The sequence below is a fragment of the Shinella sp. OV683 genome (assembly GCF_057787725.1).
Genome location: NZ_JBYMED010000002.1, coordinates 106,562 through 124,544 on the forward strand (window position 1 = coordinate 106,562; position 17,983 = coordinate 124,544).

20 protein-coding genes are annotated in these 17,983 nt (G+C 61.5%); 11 read left to right on the forward strand and 9 right to left on the reverse strand.

Features of this window, described 5'->3' with window-relative positions; genetic code table 11:
• Entirely contained in the window at positions 1-561 is a 561-nt protein-coding gene (locus ACXHRN_RS27450) for an NADPH-dependent FMN reductase (RefSeq protein WP_488642305.1), read from the forward strand.
• A 77-nt stretch (positions 562-638) separates the two neighbouring features.
• On the opposite strand, the gene ACXHRN_RS27455 is transcribed toward ACXHRN_RS27450, so the two are convergent.
• Both ACXHRN_RS27455 and ACXHRN_RS27460 read right to left on the reverse strand, forming a co-directional pair.
• The gene (locus tag ACXHRN_RS27455; RefSeq protein WP_488642256.1) at positions 639-1,064 is read right to left on the reverse strand and encodes a cupin domain-containing protein; all 426 of its coding nucleotides are present in this window, start codon (positions 1,062-1,064) and stop codon (positions 639-641) included.
• Between the two features lie 55 nt (positions 1,065-1,119).
• Positions 1,120-2,046, reverse strand: coding sequence for an alpha/beta fold hydrolase (locus ACXHRN_RS27460; protein WP_488642257.1), 927 nt, complete (start codon positions 2,044-2,046; stop codon positions 1,120-1,122).
• A 279-nt stretch (positions 2,047-2,325) separates the two neighbouring features.
• Here ACXHRN_RS27460 and ACXHRN_RS27465 point away from each other — a divergent pair, with 279 nt between their 5' ends.
• The 3 genes from ACXHRN_RS27465 to ACXHRN_RS27475 all read left to right on the forward strand — a co-directional run bounded on the left by ACXHRN_RS27465 (position 2,326) and on the right by ACXHRN_RS27475 (position 4,296).
• Positions 2,326-3,093 carry an alpha/beta fold hydrolase gene (locus tag ACXHRN_RS27465; protein ID WP_488642258.1) on the forward strand — a complete coding sequence of 256 codons (768 nt, stop codon included), beginning with the start codon at positions 2,326-2,328 and terminating at the stop codon, positions 3,091-3,093.
• 71 nt (positions 3,094-3,164) lie between these two features.
• Entirely contained in the window at positions 3,165-3,767 is a 603-nt protein-coding gene (locus ACXHRN_RS27470; protein ID WP_488642259.1) for a hydrolase, read from the forward strand.
• Positions 3,768-3,837: 70 nt separating this feature from the next.
• Positions 3,838-4,296: an ester cyclase gene (locus ACXHRN_RS27475; protein WP_488642260.1), complete on the forward strand. Its 459-nt coding sequence runs from the start codon at positions 3,838-3,840 to the stop codon at positions 4,294-4,296.
• Positions 4,297-4,377: 81 nt separating this feature from the next.
• Here ACXHRN_RS27475 and ACXHRN_RS27480 read toward each other — a convergent pair whose 3' ends face one another.
• Both ACXHRN_RS27480 and ACXHRN_RS27485 read right to left on the reverse strand, forming a co-directional pair.
• Complete coding sequence (locus ACXHRN_RS27480; RefSeq protein ID WP_488642261.1) at positions 4,378-5,076, reverse strand: helix-turn-helix domain-containing protein; 699 nt, start codon at positions 5,074-5,076, stop codon at positions 4,378-4,380.
• Between the two features lie 101 nt (positions 5,077-5,177).
• On the reverse strand, positions 5,178-6,131 hold the full coding sequence (locus ACXHRN_RS27485; protein ID WP_488642262.1) for a helix-turn-helix domain-containing protein: 954 nt from the start codon (positions 6,129-6,131) through the stop codon (positions 5,178-5,180).
• Between the two features lie 319 nt (positions 6,132-6,450).
• On the opposite strand from ACXHRN_RS27485, the gene ACXHRN_RS27490 reads away from it, so the two are divergent.
• A complete protein-coding gene (locus tag ACXHRN_RS27490) occupies positions 6,451-7,575 on the forward strand; it encodes an MFS transporter (protein ID WP_488642263.1) in 1,125 nt (374 codons plus the stop codon).
• Between the two features lie 123 nt (positions 7,576-7,698).
• Positions 7,699-8,613 carry a helix-turn-helix transcriptional regulator gene (locus tag ACXHRN_RS27495; RefSeq protein WP_488642264.1) on the forward strand — a complete coding sequence of 305 codons (915 nt, stop codon included), beginning with the start codon at positions 7,699-7,701 and terminating at the stop codon, positions 8,611-8,613.
• A 31-nt stretch (positions 8,614-8,644) separates the two neighbouring features.
• Here ACXHRN_RS27495 and ACXHRN_RS27500 read toward each other — a convergent pair whose 3' ends face one another.
• Positions 8,645-9,385, reverse strand: a complete 741-nt coding sequence (locus ACXHRN_RS27500) for a sensor histidine kinase (protein ID WP_488642265.1) — start codon at positions 9,383-9,385, stop codon at positions 8,645-8,647.
• Positions 9,386-9,520: 135 nt separating this feature from the next.
• A complete protein-coding gene (locus ACXHRN_RS27505) occupies positions 9,521-10,141 on the reverse strand; it encodes a TetR/AcrR family transcriptional regulator C-terminal domain-containing protein (RefSeq protein ID WP_488642266.1) in 621 nt (206 codons plus the stop codon).
• Between the two features lie 149 nt (positions 10,142-10,290).
• On the opposite strand from ACXHRN_RS27505, the gene ACXHRN_RS27510 reads away from it, so the two are divergent.
• The 3 genes from ACXHRN_RS27510 (at position 10,291) to ACXHRN_RS27520 (ending at position 14,288) form a co-directional block, all read left to right on the forward strand.
• Complete coding sequence (locus ACXHRN_RS27510; RefSeq protein WP_488642306.1) at positions 10,291-11,286, forward strand: HlyD family secretion protein; 996 nt, start codon at positions 10,291-10,293, stop codon at positions 11,284-11,286.
• On the forward strand, positions 11,286-12,893 hold the full coding sequence (locus ACXHRN_RS27515; RefSeq protein ID WP_488642267.1) for an MFS transporter: 1,608 nt from the start codon (positions 11,286-11,288) through the stop codon (positions 12,891-12,893). Before ACXHRN_RS27510 ends, ACXHRN_RS27515 begins: the two co-directional genes overlap by 1 nt.
• A gap of 336 nt (positions 12,894-13,229) precedes the next feature.
• Positions 13,230-14,288, forward strand: a complete 1,059-nt coding sequence (locus ACXHRN_RS27520; RefSeq protein WP_488642268.1) for a catalase family peroxidase — start codon at positions 13,230-13,232, stop codon at positions 14,286-14,288.
• 118 nt (positions 14,289-14,406) lie between these two features.
• Here ACXHRN_RS27520 and ACXHRN_RS27525 read toward each other — a convergent pair whose 3' ends face one another.
• The 3 genes from ACXHRN_RS27525 to ACXHRN_RS27535 are packed head-to-tail and all read right to left on the reverse strand — an operon-like array spanning position 14,407 to position 16,099.
• Positions 14,407-15,465 (reverse strand): site-specific integrase, encoded by a 1,059-nt coding sequence (locus tag ACXHRN_RS27525; protein ID WP_488642269.1) that lies wholly within the window; start codon positions 15,463-15,465, stop codon positions 14,407-14,409.
• 2 nt (positions 15,466-15,467) lie between these two features.
• Positions 15,468-15,854: a type II toxin-antitoxin system VapC family toxin gene (locus ACXHRN_RS27530; protein WP_488642270.1), complete on the reverse strand. Its 387-nt coding sequence runs from the start codon at positions 15,852-15,854 to the stop codon at positions 15,468-15,470.
• A complete protein-coding gene (locus tag ACXHRN_RS27535; RefSeq protein ID WP_488642271.1) occupies positions 15,851-16,099 on the reverse strand; it encodes a type II toxin-antitoxin system VapB family antitoxin in 249 nt (82 codons plus the stop codon). The genes ACXHRN_RS27530 and ACXHRN_RS27535 overlap by 4 nt, the downstream gene beginning before the upstream one ends.
• Before the next feature lie 188 nt (positions 16,100-16,287).
• Between ACXHRN_RS27535 and ACXHRN_RS27540 the strand changes: the two genes are divergently transcribed.
• Both ACXHRN_RS27540 and scpB read left to right on the forward strand, forming a co-directional pair.
• On the forward strand, positions 16,288-17,238 hold the full coding sequence (locus ACXHRN_RS27540) for a DUF1403 family protein (RefSeq protein WP_488642272.1): 951 nt from the start codon (positions 16,288-16,290) through the stop codon (positions 17,236-17,238).
• Positions 17,235-17,927 carry an SMC-Scp complex subunit ScpB gene (scpB, locus tag ACXHRN_RS27545; RefSeq protein ID WP_488642273.1) on the forward strand — a complete coding sequence of 231 codons (693 nt, stop codon included), beginning with the start codon at positions 17,235-17,237 and terminating at the stop codon, positions 17,925-17,927. The genes ACXHRN_RS27540 and scpB overlap by 4 nt, the downstream gene beginning before the upstream one ends.
• Positions 17,928-17,983: the final 56 nt, after the last annotated feature.

Sequence of the window (17,983 nt, forward strand, 5' to 3'; positions counted from 1 at the left end):
ATGCCGGAAACGTCAAAAGTCGCCGTGCTGATCGGCAGCCTTCGCAAGCAATCCTTCAATTGCCGTGCCGCTGGGGCATTGATTGCCATGGCGCCTGACACGCTCGCACTATCGATCGTCGAGATCGGCACGCTGCCACTCTATAACCAGGATCTCGACGACGAAGGCCGGCCACCGCAGGCCTGGACGGAATTCCGGCAAGTGGTCATTGGCTGCGATGCCGTGCTGTTCGTCACGCCGGAATACAACCGGTCCGTGCCCGGGGTGCTGAAGAATGCCATCGACACCGGCTCGCGACCCTATGGCAGAAGTGTCTGGGACAGGAAGCCGGCGGCTGTGATGAGCGTGTCACCGGGAGCGATGGGGGCTTTTGGCGCCAATCATCACTTGCGGCAATCGCTGGTCTTTCTCAATATGCCGACCATGCAGCAGCCGGAAGCCTATGTCGGCAATGTCGCCACCCTGTTCGGTGAAGATGGTGGACTGGCTGACAAATCGAAGGAGTTCTTCGGCAATTTCATCAACAGCTTCGCCGCCTGGATCGCCATCTGTAGGGTTTGAGATGAAACCCTCGATAAGGAAGCCGGCCGATGATCCGTCGGCCGGCCTTTATTTATTCTATCCGGGATTGGGTGGTTTTATTCGTCGCTTGGCACCGTCAGCTTCTCGTCATCGCTGTCGACCACGAACACTGCCAATAGGCTGGCCGGCTCCGTCTTGCTGGCGTTTTCGCTGGTATGATGCGCTTCCTCTGGGTTCTCGTAGAAATTCTCGCCGGCGTGATAGATCTTGACGGGTGCATCGCCCACCTTACTGCGGATCGAGCCGGTCAGGACCTGGGCATAGACGAAGGCTGATTTGGCGTGGTGATGGGCATGCGATGTGCCGCCGGGCGCATAGCTGACCACGAAGGCCACCAGGCTCTTGCCCTCGACGTTGGGCAGTTTGTGCTTGAATACCGGCTGCACACTCTCACCGGAAGAATCCGCCTGCGCGACGGCGAGTCCTGACAGCGTCAAGACGCTGGCGAGCGCGAGCGTCTGGAATGTGGTTGAAAGTCTCATCTGGGTCTCCTCTTGTGTTGGCGCAGGCCGCAGGATGCAGACCAGCGTTTGATGCTCACTTGCTGTTCAGAAATTCAGTGACGAGGCTGATGGTCGCCTGGGGGTTTTCCTCCATGATCCAATGGCCGGAATCGGGCACGATCCCCTCGCGGACATCGCTCGCCGCAAAGCGCATGATCACGGCCATCTGCGGTCCGAAGGATTTCTCGCCGCCGATGGCCAGTACCGGCATTGCCAGCTTGCCTTTGGCGAGGAAGGCCCGATTGTCGATCGCATCCTGATCGAAGGCGGCGAACTGGGCGAAACCGGAATGCATGGCGCCCGGAAGCGCATAGAGTCTCGCGTAGTGGCGGCGTGACTTTTCATCGAAATGGGCAGGTGCCGCCGAGAAATCGTTCCAGAAACGATCGAGATAGATGCGCTCGCGGCCCTTCACCAGCCGTTCCATGTCAGGGCCGCCAAAGCGGAAGTGCCAGAGCAGCGGGTTCTTCAGAATCTCCTCCCAAGGCCCTACACCCGGTACCGGAGCATCGATCAGCGCGAATTTCGACACCTTTTCAGGATATTGAGCGGCGAAGGCAAAACCGACCATGTTGCCGATGTCGTGGGTGACGAGTGATGCCTTGTCGATCTTCAGCGCCGCCAGCACGCCAGCGACGTCTTTTGCCTGGTTCTTCTTGTCGAAGCCGCCGGCGGGTTTCGACGACAGGCCGAGGCCGCGCAGATCCGGCACGATCACGGTATGATTCTTTTCCAGCACCCGTGCCAGCGGCGCCCACATGTCGCCCGTCTCGCCATAACCGTGCAGCAGCACGACGGCAGGGCCGTGGCCGCCGGTGCGGACGTAGATTTCGGTGCCATTGGTGGAGATTTTCTGTTCCTTGAAATCCTTCGGGAAGTCGAAATCAGCAGCGCCGACGGGGGAGGCAAGGGGAAGTGTGGCCGCGCAGGCAATGGCGAGCGCGGCGAGAAATCTGCGCATGATCTGATCTCCTTATGTCCAACAATGTCCGGAAGCCTGGCTTGCGGTCACTCTTGGTTAGAGCCCAGGACGGACCGCATCTCTTTCCTGTTTGGCCGCAGAATTGCATGTTCCGATCACGCTTTTCGGAGGCGAGCCGCGGCCTTGGCCATCTCGCGCAGCTTTGGACAATTGCGAACCGTTCCTGCAATCGCCTCGACCGCTTGCACATTAAAGCGTGGGAAGGTTGACCGCAGTCGTGCGGCCGCCTGTCGAGTCCTCGCTTTTAGGAGAACGCCCATGTCGCTGATAAAAATTGCTACCTTTGCAGCCGCGACGCTGATCGCCGCTGCTTTGTCACACCCCATGGCCAGTGCGGCCGAGACGCCAAAGACCGTCGTGCTGGTGCATGGCGCATTTGCCGACGGTTCCAGCTGGCGCAAGGTGATCCCACTGCTCGAAGCCAAGGGATTGAACGTCGTGGCGGTGCAGAACCCACTGAGTTCGCTCGCCGCCGATGTCGATGCCGCAAAGCGCGTTATCGACGCCCAGCCCGGCCCGGTCATCCTGGTCGGCCATTCCTGGGCCGGCCTGGTGATCAGCCAGGCGGGCATGGACGACAAGGTCAAGGCCCTGGTCTATGTCGCCGCCTTCGCGCCGCCCAAGGGCGTGTCGATCAACGATCTTGGCAAGGGCCAGCCGCCCGCGCCCTGGCTTGCGATGCTGCGACCCGACAGCGGCGGCTACCTCAGGCTCAGCAACGAGGGGGTGGCGAAATATTTCGCCCAGGATCTGTCCCGGGAAGATATCAAGGTAGCCGCCGCCACCCAGGGACCGGCCTTCGCCGGCATTTTCGACGAGAAGCTGACCGAGGCCGCCTACGAGAAGAAGCCGAGCTGGTACATCGTCGCCAAGTATGACGGCATGATCCCGCCCGCCGCCGAAGCGGCCATGGCAAAGGCCATCGGCGCCAAAATCACCAAATTGCCGGCAAGCCACGTCGTCATGCTGTCGCGGCCCAAGGATGTCGCCAACGTCATTCTCGACGCCGTCGCTGCGGTCAAATAGCGCCAGCTTGCCAAGGCAGGCCTCAACGCGCGTTTGCGTCGCGCAATAAGCTCATCACAAGGAACCAGAAAATGAACAATTCCGCGAATCATGCAGGCGACCACCTGCTGTCACCACAGAATGCCGCCCTACTGATCATAGACTACCAGCCAATCCAGGTGTCGTCGATCGCGTCCATGGATCGCCGCGCCTTGGTCGAGAACATCGTCTCCGTGGCCAAAGCGGCAAAACTCTATCGATTGCCGATCGTTCTGTCGACCGTCAATGTCAAAACTGGCCTCAATCAGCCGATGATCCATCATCTGCGTGAGGTTTTCCCGAGCCAAGAGCCGATCGACCGCACGACGCTGAATGCCTGGGAAGATCCGGCCTTCGCTGATGCAGTGCGGGCAACCGGCCGCCGCAAGCTGATCGTCACAGGTCTGTGGACCGAGGTCTGCCTGGCCTTTCCGGTGTTGAGTGCTCTCGCAGAGGGCTACGAAGTCTATCCGGTTGTCGACACCGTCGGCTCCACGTCAATTGAAGCACATCGCGCCGGGCTCGACCGCATGTTGCAGGCAGGTGCCCAACCGGCCAGCTGGACGCAGCTGCTCTGCGAATTACAGCGCGATTGGGCGAGGAAGGAGACCGCCGGGGAGTTCTCCAAAATCCTGTTCGCCGTCGAAGGTGTCTGAACCGCCGCTCCGCTGGGCGGGCCAACTTGGCCGGCCCCTCTCCTTTCATACAGCCCTTGAGGAGGCTATCATGACCACAACGGTCGGCCAGACCGCAGCCAACGCCATCGCCACCCGTCAGTGGTTCACTGAAGGATGGCGCGGCAACATCGCCCTTGCCGACACGCTGTTTGCCGGGTGCTTCGCCACCAACGGCGCGGAGGTCGGACCGGCCGGCCCGAAACGCAATATCGTTGCACGGCTGGACGGGTTCCCGGACCTGACGACGGAAGTGGAGGATATCATCGCCACGGGCGACATGGTGGTGATCCGCGTGCTCTGGCGCGGCACGCATACCGGTTTCTATGCCGGAGTTCCCGCCACCGGCAAGCCGGTGCAAGTGCGTGTCATATCGATGTGGCGCTTTGAGCAGGACAGGGTGGTCGAGAACTGGACGCTGCAGGATCAGTTCTCGCTGCTGCTGCAGATCGGCTTTCTTCCTCCCGAACTGACTGCCGCACAGGTGCGCGACATCCCGCACGCGCCATGATAGGCGTTGGCCAGCGCGTAAGTGTACGTCGAAATCGCGCGTCCAGACGCATGGTTCTGGACGCCGCCGGCCGCGGCGAACTTATTCCGCGGCCAGCAGATCTTCTGCCGGCTCACCAAGCCACCGCTCGCGCTGCCAGCGGCGCGGAGATTGCCCGGTGAGGACGTGGAAGACGCGGGTGAAATGGGCTTGGTCGCAGAAGCCGCAATTCAACGCGACTTCGCTCAGCGGCGCTCTGCTTTTCAGCAACATCACCTGCGCCGCCTTGATCCGCGCTGCCACCAGATATTTCTTCGGCGAGCGTCCGCATGTGGCGCGAAAGGCACGGCTGAAATGGCTTTCGCTCAGATGGGTGACCGCGGCCAGGTCGGCAACCGAAAGCGAGGCATCGAGCTGCTCGCGGATGACGGTGTTGACCGCTCTCACTTGCCATCCGGCAAGGCCGCCACGGGCGATGCCCGGTTGGCGCCCGTCATACGCAAGTGCTTGCGCGTCGTTGGCGGAGGTAGCGCCGACCATGGTCAGCGCCTCGCGGATGAGTTCATTGGTCCTGACCAGGTCATCGACGAGAATAGGGGCGCCAATCTTGAGATGAGCATAGAGAGATTTGAGACCTTCGACGACACAGCGCGCCAGATCCTCGGCAATCATGCCATCCTGAAAGTCTATAATTGTTTTCGATATTTTACGTGAACTTGAGGCGTGATTGTTCATGACCATTTCCATCCATTGAATACCCAAAAGCGGCGACGATAGTTTTTTGATGCTTTTGATATTCACTGAAATATTGGAATTCGTCTTGGCGATTTCCGTCGTGTTTGCCTGTCCGGGACGTATTGAAGGAATTATAGCAGAGATACAGCGAGATTTGAGCAGATCGCCTACTGACGAGGCGTGTCTGTCACAGCGTGGATGGTGCGATGTTGCCGCCGCCATGCGCCGGGGCTCATGCCGTTGGTTTTGCTGAAGGCATGGGTAAAATGGCTCTGGTCCGAAAAACCGCAGGAAAGCGCGATATCGGACAGCGGCAGATCGTCATCTCCCAGCATCAGCTTAGCGGCATCCAAGCGCTGGCCGAGCAGCCACTGATGTGGCGACGTGCCTGCCGTCTCCTTGAAGGCGCGCGAGAAGCGGCTGTTCGACAGGCCGCAATCCTTGGCAATGTCGTCGATCGAGACGTCCTTGTTGAGGTTGGCGAGCAGTAGTTCCCTGGCGCGACGCTCCTGCCATGGGGCAAGCCCGCCCTTAGCGGCGGCGCGCCGGCCATCGGCCTGGCCATGGACCGTCAGCACATGGGCGCCGATCGCCAGAATCAGGCTGTCTGTGAACAACCGATTGGACTGTTGTGGAACCTGGAAGGCTGGCAGCAGCAGACTGGCCATATTGAGTACCACTTTGTCGATCACGGCGTCGCCCGGGCGCAGCCGAAAACCGATAATGCCGGAGAGGCCGGCTTCATCGGCAAGAATATCGACTGCATCCTTGGGGAAATAGAAACCGATGAGATGCAGCGCGGATTTGCTGCCGAATGCCAGATGGTGGCGGAGGTCATGGATGGCCAGCGAGCCGGCGGTTACCGGGGCGGCTTCGACTTCTCTGTCGCCCAGCCAGAGCCGCCGTTCGCCGACATCGCGGAAATGAATGGAAAAGTAATAGGCGTCGTCAGCTGGCAGCGGCTTAGTCCGGCCGTTGATCGGGCTGTCGTATTTCAGTTCCGTTGCTGCGATTACTGCGTGGCGAAACGAACTCGCCTGTAGCACCGGCGCGCGAGCAAGGCCGAGCGGCTCACGAATGGCCTCGCCGAATGCGCCGCCCTGTGCCGTCGAATGCTGCATGCTGAAATCACGCGCCACGTTCAGGGTGCCTTGATCTGGTGAATTCCGTTCAGCTGATACTTGATCCAGGAACTGTCTTTGGTCAATCGAGCGGCTTTGTAAAATCCCTTTCGATTTGGCGGATTTGGTCACAATCGCGACCGCGCGGGTCGATCGCGCGTGCCACCCTCGATATTAGCGGTTAGCTATTAGTTCCCTTCTTTCCGTCGATCCAGCCAGGAGCCGTACACTGAGCGTTGACCCCCCCGGAAATCACCGAACTCGCGGCTGGCCGACGATCCTGGCAAGCATTCTGGGACATGGCATAGGGCTTCATACCTTGCCGCCCTATACGATCGGCCTCTTCATCGTTCCGTTGCAGGAGGCCTTTGGCTGGAGCCGCACGGCGATCTCGTTCGGTGTCTTCCTGATCACGGTCGGAACGGCGCTGACCGCCTTGGTCGCCGGTCATCTGGTGCGCCGCCTGGGCGAACTGCGGATGATCGCATTCAGCCTTGCCGGGCTGGCTATCGGATATTGGCTGCTCAGCTGGATGGGCGAAAGCCTGCATTATTTCTGGGCAATCCTGGTGGGCATGGCGATGGTCGGTGCCGGCTGCACGCCGGTGACACTGTCGCGCCTCGTCGTTCACAGGTTCGACCACCATCGTGGCATCATGCTCGGCGTGTCATTGATCGGCACTGGCCTGCCCGGTACGCTCGGCCCGCTTGTGCTCGGACCGGTGCTCGCCCGGGAAGGTTGGAGAAGTGGCTTCCTGCTGTTGGCAACGGTTACCGCCGTGCTTCTGCCTGTGATTGCCGGCCTCCTCATCGTTGATCGCAGCGGTTCGCCGGATAAGACCGCGTCCTCGTCGCCCCCGGCGACTGAACCGGCATTGCCCGTAGCGCCGTTCCGTCGCCTCTCGGCAGTGTTTTTCCTGATTGCCGTCGGCGTTGGTGGCGTTGTCGTTCATTTCGTGCCGATGCTGATCGATGCACAATTCGGTGCGCAACGGGCCGTGGGACTGGCGAGCTTGCTCGGCATTTCGCTCGTCATCGGTCGGCTGGTGACCGGCCTCTTGCTCGACCGATTGCCGGCTGCCAGGGTGGGTATCGGCATGATCGGCCTGAGTGCCCTGGGATTCCTGATCATCTCGGTTCTGGGTCCATCGGCTGTGCCGTTTGCCGCCCTGCTGGTCGGCCTGTCGCTGGGCGCCGAGGTCGATTTGTTGTCATTTATGACATCGCGCTATGTGTCTTATGAACACTATGGCCGCGTCATCGGCCTTCTCTACGCCACATTCCTGTTCGGCGTCGCCACGTCACCGCTCATCTATGCAGGCATCAGGCAGTTTTCGGGTAGCTATGCTTGGGCATTCCTATGGTCGGCAGCGGCCCTGATTGCCGCCTGCGTCGGGCTGACGGCGCTGCCACCTTTGCCGAAACAGCAATCGGCAGGAGGCTGATTGTGACTGGATTCGGCATGAACGGCAGGAATACACAATCTGCCGCGCTTCCCGCTCCCTATTCTTTTGAGGGGCGTGGAAACGCGCTCTGCGCAACGGCCGCGATGCCGATGGAAGCACGCAATGACGCATGAAGGTGCATTCGGCAGCAGCCTGGCCAAGGCATTCCATGTCGGTTCGGCACCGGCGTTCATCACTCGCAACGCACTGCATCAGGCCGAGATCGGCGTGACCGAACTGCGTTGCGATATAGCCGACAACCAGATGACGTCGCCGGTCGCCAACGAGGACGCGTTCCTGATTTCGCTGCAGCTCCGCGACTGGAGGAAGCGCGTGCTCTGGGTCGATGGCAAGCCGATGGATGCGGATCCGCTTCAAGCCGGCACGGTTTCGATCTTCGACCTGCGCCGCACATGGATCGGCTATCGCGTTTGTCCGTTCCATCAGATCTCGTTTTATCTGCCGCGCACTGCGCTCGACCGGATGGCGGAGATGGAAGGCTATCCGCGCATCGATCACTTCGCCAACGACCCCGGCAGGGGGATGGACGATCCGATCCTGACCACGATCGCCAAGACGCTGCGGCCGGCGTTCGAGCGCCCACAGGAAGCCAACCGGTTTTTCGTCGATTCGCTGACTACCGCCGCCGCCGCGCACGTCATGTCGACCTATTCTACCTGCAGGCGACCCGTCTCCGACACGGCCGGCCGCCTGTCGAAAACCCACATGAACCGCTCGACCGAGATGATCGCCTCTTCTCTCAGCGGCGATCTGTCGCTGACTGGCATTGCGCAGCAGTGTGGCATGTCGCTATCGGCTTTTCGCCGCGCCTTTGCCGAGAGCTTTGGCATGACGCCCTACCGCTGGCTGACGGAGCGCCGGGTCGAGAAAGCCATGACCCTGCTCAAAACCTCGACCGCACCGCTCGAAACGATCGCGCGCGAATGCGGCTTTGCCAATGCCCCGCATTTGGCGCGGGTTTTCCTGAACGTCACCGGTGTCGTGCCCGAGAGTTGGCGAAATGTACTCCGCCATTGATCCGGCGTTTCGGCTGTCGCTTGTGACGGCGTCAATTGGGGCAACAGGGCGAGGCCAGCGGCAGCCGGAGCTCCACGGTTGTGCCTTTGCCGGGCGAGCTTTCGATCCTGAGATCGCCGCCTTGGCGTTCAACCACATTGCGCACCATCTGCAGGCCGAGCCCGGTGCCGTTGGGCTTGGTCGAAAAGCGCGCTTGCGATACTTGCCGAACCAGATGTTCCGGCATCCCCTGGCCATTGTCGGTGACGCAAAGGCGTAACATCGGAAGCGCCTTTTCAATCGGCTCGCACAGGCTGGCAGAAATCGAGAACTGGCCACCGGATGGCATCGCGTCGCGGGCGTTGATCGCCAGATTGATCAGCACCCGCTCCATCAGCCTACGATCGATGAGGACAGCCGGCAGGTCGTCCGGCAAGTCGAATGTGCAGTGAGTCGAAGCCGGCATCATGCCAGCCAGCGCGGCTTCCAGCGGCGCGACAAGGCAAGTCACCGTGATCGCCTGGCGTTCGAAACGTCCGAATTCGGCAACATCGAGCAACTGGCGAGCCAGCGCGGTCGCCTTGAAGGCGCAGAATAGTGCGCCATCGATCCGTGCCAGTTGCCGCGGCGTGCCGACGCGCTGGCGCTGTAGCTCGGTCATGATGCTGACAATCGGGGTCAGCAGGTTATTGAAGTCATGAACGATCGTGGCGCAAACCAGTTTTGCGTCCACCGTCGGCGACGCATCGTCGTGAAAAACCGGCTCGACGGCCGTCAGCGATTGTCTGGGCATGGCGTGTTCCCTCTCTGGCCTCCAACGTGTGCGCCGGTGTTTAAGCATCCCCGCGCTCTGGGCTCTGTCATCAAGCCGTTACGCTTTTGATGTTTCGCGCATCTTTTCGAGCCTTCCACCGAATGATGGAACCACTCAGCGTTTGCACACGCCATTCCAGAAGACCTCGACAGCGGCGGCAACTGAGATTTGGGCTTCGGCTTCGGAGAGAGGCTGGCGCAATCCCAGCAGCACTTCGAGGTGGACGTTGTCGCGCAGCATTGACACGAAATGGTTGGCGGCGTTCCGACAATCGCCGATATACGCTTCACCTTGCGCATGCGCGTCCTCAAAAACTTGCGTCAGCCGCGAGATCGCTCGACCCGGGCCTTTGCTGTAGAATTCCCGCGCCAGATCCGGAAATCGCTGCCCTTCGCTGACAATCACGCGATAGGTACCGATCTGCGTACGCGACATATAGACCATGGACAGCCGCAGCCCGAATTGCATCAGAATCTCCTTCAACGTCCGACCTTCGACTTCTCCCAGTTCGAGCGCCGACACCGCGCGGTCGGAATTGGCGAGGACCAGTGCGGTGAACAGGCCCTCCTTGCTGCCAAACTCATTGTAGATATTGCGCTTCGAGCCGCCGATCCGGGCAATCACCTGGTCGATGCTCGAGGCCGCATAGCCCGTTTCAAAGAAGACATCGGCGGCCGCGTCGAGGATCAACTGACGCCGCTCTTTGGGCGTCGGTCTTTTGGATACTGCGTTCACCAATTTTCGATCCTTTCGTTCAATCTTTCTCTTGACTGGTACGGTACGGTACCATATTTGTCAAATGGTAATGATCGGTACCACGAAAGGATGAGATCGTGCGACGGCTTCTGAAGATTGGAATTCTCAGCGGACTGGCCTTACTGTTGATGGGCTTTGCGAGCACCTGGGGAGTGCGGTACTGGACGACCGGCCGCTTCGAAGAGGCGACCGACAATGCCTATCTGCGCGGCGACATCACGTCGCTCGCGCCCCGCGTCTCCGGCTATGTCATCGCGGTGTCGATCGACGACAACGTCGTGGTGAAGGCGGGCGACTTGCTCTTTCGGATCGATGACAAGGACTATCGCGCCAAGCTTGCGCAAGCCGAAGCCAATATCGCTGCCGCCCATGCTGCGCTGGCCAACAATCGGGCCGAGGCCAGCCTGCAGCAGGCAACGATTGCGCAAGCCGACGCCCAGCGGCAGGCGGCGCTCGTCTCCCAGCACTTGGCCGATCAGAACCTCGATCGCATCCAGCATCTGGTGGAAACCAAGGCTACCAGCCAGGCACAGCTTGACCAGGTGCAGGCGGCGCGCGACCAGGCGAATGCCGCTGTCGTGGCAGCCAATGCAGCGCTTGAGGCGCAGCGCCGCAAGCTCGACGTTGTCGCCGCCCAGAAGCAGGCCGCCGAAGCGTCGCTGGCCCAGACCACTGCGGCGCGGGATCTCGCTCGCATCGATCTCGCCAATACCGTGGTTCGCGCGCCGATCGACGGCGTCGTCGGCAATCGCCAGGTCCGGGTCGGTCGCTATGTCACGCCGGGCCAATCGCTGGTCGACATCGTGCCTGTGAACAATGTCTGGGTTATCGCCAATTTCAAGGAAACGCAGCTTGAGCAAGTGCGCGTCGGCCAGCCGGTGCGGGTTAGCGTCGACGGCTATGAGGATGTCAAGATCAGCGGCACCGTCGACAGCCTGGCGCCGGGTAGCGGCGCTGCTTTCAGCCTGCTGCCGGCCGACAATGCCACCGGCAACTTCGTCCGCGTCGTCCAGCGGGTGCCGGTCAAGATCCGGCTGACGGAGAATCCGCTGCCTGGCAGGCTGGTGCCCGGCCTGTCGGCCCGGGTCGCGGTGCGCGTCGCTTTGCCCGAAGGAGAGAAGTGATGGACACGGCCGGGGACATCGAGATTGACTCGCCGAATGTACCGACGGACGCGGTGACCCCGGTAACTGCTGGTGGGTGGCTGCTGATCCTCGGCGTCATGCTTGCCGCCCTTACCGAAGCCATCGCCGGCACGGTGCTATCGACGGGCCGGCTGGATATGATCGGCGATACTCATGCGACGCCGGATGAATTTGCCTGGCTCGATGTCGGTTATACGGCGGCGAAGTTTGCTGCCTTCCTGATCGCGCCATCGCTGATGAACCGGCTCTCCGGCACGGTCACCGTCCGGGCCGCGACTGGTTTGATGACGCTCGCTTGCGGTGTTGCGGCGCTGACGGCAGACACCAGCCTGCTGGTGGCGCTGCGCGTGCTGCAGGGTGCTGCCGGCGGCGTCCTGCTGGTCGGCGCCCAGACGGCACTGTTTCAGCTGTTTCCCAAGGCGCGGCAGCCGTTGCTGCAGGCTCTGTTTGCGGTCGGCGCTGTTGTGGCGCCGGCTGCCTTCATACCGCTGACATCAGGATGGACCATCGACAGCTTGTCCTGGATCTGGATCTTCATGAGTGCCTTCGGTATTGGTCTGGTCGCGCTGGCTCTGGTGATCGCCGCCGGACCAATCGAGACCGAGGTCGCGAGCAATGGCCTCGACTGGCCGGGGTTTGTGCTCGCAGCAATTGCAGCGATATGCCTGAGCTACGTGCTCAATCAAGGCAGCCGCTGGAACTGGCTGGATGACAGCCGGATCGTCATCCTGACCCTGATCGGCCTGCCCGCGCTGGCGCTCTTCATCCTGTCGCAATTAGGCTCAAAGACGGAACGGTTGCTTGATCTCTCGATATTCCGCCACCAGGGTTTTGCCTTCGCGTTTCTGGTGACCTTCGTCGCCGGCTTCGCCCTCAGCGGCAGCTCCTATCTCATCCCGGCCTTTGCCGTCTCGGTATTGGGAATGACGCCGACCGAAGCCGGCTTGCTGTTGCTGCCGAGCGGTTTCGTGTTTGTCGCTGCGCTGCTTCTCGCGGCTGCGCTGTTTCGCTGGGGTGGTGTTCCACCGATCGCAACCGTGCCCTTCGGCATCATAATCTTCATGACGTCGATGTGGTGGCTCTCCGGCACCAATGCGGAAAGCGGCACCCCGGACATGATGCCGGCCATATTGCTGCGTGGCCTTGGGTTGGGATTGCTGTTCCTGTCGCTGACGCTGGTCGCGCTCAGCGGCCTGCCGCGTGCCAGTCTCGCCTATGGCGTGGCGCTCTTCAATTTCGGCCGTCTCGCCGGCGGCCAGATCGGCACCGCGATGCTGCAGACGCAGATCGACCATCAGACAGCGCAGAACCTGACCGTTCTGGTGGCCAGCATCACCAACGGCCGTCTCGCCATCGGCGAGCGGCTGTCGCAGACCGCCGGCTTGCTGGCCAACCGAGGCCTCGATGCTGGTTCGGCGGCCAAGGCGGCGATCGGCCTGCTGGCCAGGCAGGTGACGACGCAGGCGACGGTGATCTCCTTCGACGGTGCCTTCTTCACTGTCGCGCTGTTGTTCGTCGCCGCAACGCCGGTGCTGATTGTCTACAAGGTTGCGCTCGGCAAGATTGCCGGGCGTCACCCCGACTGAGAGGATGGAGGCTAGAGAAGGGGAGGGACGTTAGCGATAGCCGATGCCGGCAATATATTGCATCAGCAGCGATCCATCATGCTCTTCCTGCACGAACAGCGCGTGCAACGCGCCTAGATATCGACAACACCGATCGGCTTACGGCTAGTTGCCGACATCATACCGTCGGCCAGATGGTCGAGGAGTTCGTCAACATCGTCGGCGTGCATCCGGCGCTCTGGCGGGACGTGCAATAACATCCATTTCTGCAAATGCCGCCCGCTTCGAGCAATATCGATATCCGGTTCCGATCCAGATTCACCCTCGTCAAATCCCGTCCATAGAGGAATTCCCCTGATGAACAGAACCCGTCCTCGCCTCGCCCAGCTTATGCTGATGGCGCTATCGTTTGCCACGCTCTCCGCGACGGCTCGCGCCGACTCCAGTCTGCCGGCCGGCGTCCAACTGGTCACGCCTACGGAGAGCAAGTCGATCACCGATCCGTCCCAGCTTGCCGAGCGAACACCCGGCCATCTCGTCGAGGATCTTCATGCCGCTTTCGGCGCCCACCACATGCGGGCGGTGCACACCAAGGGCTTCATCCTGACGGGTTCATTCCAGCCCGATGCCGGCGCCATCGCTTTCACCCGAGCTGATCTGTTCAACGCCAGCGTGCCGATGGTCGTGCGCTTCTCCGACTTCACCGGCCTGCCGGCAATCCCTGACACCAACCCGAACGGCCAGCCGCGCGGGTTGGGGGTCAAGTTCCTGATGCCTGACGGCAGCAATTTCGACCTGGTGACCCATAGCTATAATGGCTTTCCGACAAAGACCGCTGCCGACTTCGGCGATCTGCTCGAAGCGATCGCCGCCAGTGGCCCGGGCGCAGCAAAGCCGACCCCGATCGAGATCTATCTGGCCGGCCATCCTGCTGCCAGACATTTCCTGACAACCCAGACGCCACCACCCGAAAGCTGGGCGACCACCACCTATTTCGGGGTGAATGCCTTCGAATTTTCGAATGCAGCACACAGCAGCACCTATGTTCGCTTCCGCCTCGTCCCCGGCGCCGGCGAACACTATCTCGACGCCGCAACCCTAACTGGCAAATCGCCGGATTACCTACGCGAGGAAATCAGCGCACGGGTCGCCAGGCAGCCGATCACGTTTACCTGGTATGCCCAGCTGGCTCAAAAAGGCGACGACCTCGCCGATCCGTCGACGCCGTGGCCGGAGAGCCGCAAGCTGGTGAAGCTCGGCGTGCTGACGATCGACAAGGTTGGTCCGAACACGGCGCTGGCCGACAGGTCGCTGTCATTCATGCCGGGCACTATGTTGCCGGGCGTCGGCATTGCCGATCCAATGCTCGCCATCCGCAACGCCGCCTACCCGTTGTCTTTCTCGGAACGGCAGTAGCTTGTCGCCTGCAGCACACCTGTGGCTTTTACTTCCCGATTTTAATTGAAGCCATGAGCTGAAATCTCGGCCTTCGTTTTGACCCCAACTGTTTCACGCGGGCCAGGGGAGGGGCAGCTCAAAGCCCGGATGCTTTGGTAAGGTTGACGCGGAAGCGATCGCGGCGGCGTTGATATTTTCGGGTCATTTCGGCGCTGGCATGGCCGAGCTGCTTCTGGACATAGCGTTCGTCGACCTCGGCCGAGGAGGCGAGGCCGGCGCGCAACGAATGGCCCGAGAACTTGAGCGCGCGCTCACCCTCGCTGAGATCGCCCCTGACGCCGGCAGCAAGGGCTGCTTTCTTGACGAGACGAGCCACTTCGCGGTCATTCAATCGGTCCGGTCCGACATCCTTGCCCTGGCCCCGGACGCGGCGGAACAGGGGGCCTTTGGCCAGCTTGGCGAACTTAACCCAGGTTTCGACGGCGACGACCGGGCAGGTAGCGTCGGAGGAGCCGCGGCCGACCTCCACCTCGCGCCAGCCGGTCTTGCCGCGCAGCGTCACCAACATGCCCTTGTCGAGGTTTTCGATCCAGCCACGCCCGTCCTCTGTTTGGTCCCGGCCAAGATCGAGCCCGGTGATTTCGGAACGGCGCAGGCCGCCGGCAAAGCCGATCAGCAGCATGGCCCGATCGCGCAAGCCGCGAAGGGTTCCCCTGTCCAGCGTCTCCAGCATGGCGATGATATCCTCCGGCATCACGGCTTCCTTCTGCCGGGGAGGGGACGCGTGGGTATTGCGAATGCCAGCCATCACGGTGGCGATGGCGCGATCCTTGCGATCAAGCGGCATGCCGCGCTGGGCGCAATTCCAGCCGATGGCGGAGAGGCGGCGCTCGATCGTCGATACGGTGTTCGGCTTCGTGCCGCGTTCGGCGATTCCGGAGGCACAGGCAGTGACGTAGAGGCCGACGACCTGCGGATCCGGAGGCAGGGGGGAAACATTCTGGCGCCGGCACCAGGTGGCAAAATGCTTCCAGTCGCTGGCATAGGCCTTGCGGGTGTTGATGGAACTGGCCGCCTCGACATACCTACGGGCACGATTGGTCAGGGCCTGCAGATGCACCGGCAGGGGAGGGGGCTCATTCGGAGCAGCAAGGATCTGGGAGTTGTCTTCGATCGACTGCGAATCATCGGGCATGATCAAGCCGCCTGGACGTCGGTTTGCGAGAAGTCGTTACCTTTGAATAGCAACGGTTCGCCAGAGGCTTTGGCAAGGGCATAGGCAAAGCAATCGCCAAAATTGAGGCTGGCTTTGTGGCGCCCTTTGCCGAAATCGAGAAAAGCCTGCCGGGCCAGTTCTCCATGCTCAACTGTGACAGGCTCGATGATGATGCCGGCACGGCGGAAAAATGCTTCGGCCTGCCGCATACCATCAGGTCCGATCTGGCTTTCCACCACCATGGACAACTCGACATAATTCGCCACGCTAATCCGGGCTGTTTCAGCCTCATGGATACGTTCTACAAAACTTTCCGCTTCGGCCTCACGGTAAAGGATTGCGACCAGCGCCGAGGTATCGACAATCATTTCGGAATGCCATTCTCGTCATAGAGGAAGTCGGCGTGATCGATATAGGGGCGTTTGACGTGCGCGGCGGCGCGGTCGGCGATCGCCAGCAGTTCCTCGACACTGGCCCGGCCCTTTCGGCGTTCTATCTTGGCAAATCGCTCGCGCAACGCCTCAGTGACGACGCGGGTCATGCTTTCTCCGGTGGCATGGGAGATCGCCTGGGCCAGGCGATGGGCTTCCGGATCCTTGATGCTGAGGCTCACTTGTGGTAACTTTCATCTAGAAAAACATCGGTCTTTCTAGATTTCTACACAAAAATTTCGCCCCTTTCAAGCATGCAAAATAATGTCCGATAATGCAAGATTATCGGACGTTTCTTGTTTTCGACAGGCTGTGCGGTTTGACGTTATATGTCTGGTGAAAACTGCACGTATAATCTATGCTCTGCCGCATGGATTCGTTTGCCGCCGCACCTCCGACGACACCGATACAGCCAGCCAAGCTGCCCGGCTGGGCCTTGTCGCGCGGGCGCGAACCCAGCGAGGTCGACGCGGCCTTCGCCGCCGGCATTGCCTTGAAATGCCTGGATGATCTCGTCCGCGCCGAACCCGCTTGGGCTGGCTGCTGGCGCGCCCGCCAAGCGCTGACATGCGCGCAATCCGCCGTACGCTTGCTCGGCCGCAACGAGGATGAAAGGGCCCTCCGCGATGCCGTTCTGCACACCGCGCCCGGTGATGATCCCGGACCGGCCGGAAGCATGGTTTTGGCCTTCAGAAGGCTGGCTGCAAAAAGACGGTCGATCCACAGCAAGGCGCTCGAAGACCTGGCCGATCTTTTGGCACTGCGTCGGGAAAATCTGGGTGACGTCGCCGATCTCTTCGACGACGGACTGCAGTCGGCGCGCGCCGTCCCGTTCGTCCTCGCCGATCTGGTCAGCAAGATCTGCGCAACGCGCCCGGATGCCGAAATCCTGGCATGGTGGCTGGCGGACCGGCTGCTGGCGGAAAGACTGGGCTGGGAGTTTTGCGTGCCGCTGACGTTGGCCGAACGCTACGGCGCGGCCTTCAAGACGATCGGCGGCCGGGGACGGGTGCGGCCCGGCGACGAAGGTTTTGATCGGGCGGTGTGCTTGGCTTTGATCGAATGCGCTGGCTCGGCGCTGCGATCAGCCGGTGAGATCGGCCGCCGCGCCGACCAGTTGGTCGCGATTGCGCCGAAAGTCAGGACCAAGGGAGGCGACGCGGTCATCCGCAAACTGCTCGACGAAGACGCCGTGTCATCTTCGGCGCCCGGCACCGACCTATCGCGCTGGGCCAGCCGAAGACTGTTCGAACGGCTGGAAGCGTTGGGCGCCGTTCGAGAGCTGTCGGGCCGGGCATCGTTCCGGATTTATGGGTTATGACCATGGCGGAGGCAGCCGCAGCAAAAGCCAGGCGCCGCCAATCGGACAGAAGTCCGCAACACGACGTGTTGATCGACCGGGAACTCGAGGACTTGCCTCCGGATTTGCGCTGGCGCGAGTGGATGCTCAGAGTTGAAGCGGTAATTTTTTCATCGGCTGAGCCGGTCGCACGCGAGATATTGGCGCGCGTGGTGGGCAAGGACTGCAGCATCGATCTCTTGATCGACGACCTGCGCGAGGAACTCCGTTGCCGCCCCTATGATATCGTCGCGGTCGCCGGCGGCTGGCAGCATCGAAGCCGTTCGGCTTACGCATCCGCGATCCGCGCCTCGCAGGTACCGACACGGTCGTCCTCGGCGTCTCTCTCAGAGCACGAGGCGGCGGTATTGACGGCGATCGCCTATTTGCAGCCGCTGACGCGCGGCGAGTTGTCGAAAATGTTTGGCAAGGAGGTCAGCCGCGACACGATCGCCAGCCTCCGCGATGCAGGCTTCCTTGGCTCCGGACCGCGAAGTCCGACCCCGGGTGCGCCGTATACCTATGTCACGACCAAGCATTTCCTCTCAAGCTTCGGACTGGAGACGCTGCGGGATCTGCCTGACATCGAGCGGCTGGAAGATGCCGGGTTGCTCAGCCGGCCGGCGCTTGCGCGGGAAGAGTTCGCGGAAGAAGGCGACGAGCAGGACTAGCTGTGAGCCCATGTGGTCGCCATGACGGGCTGCCAGGGGCCGCTCCACCCTAAGCT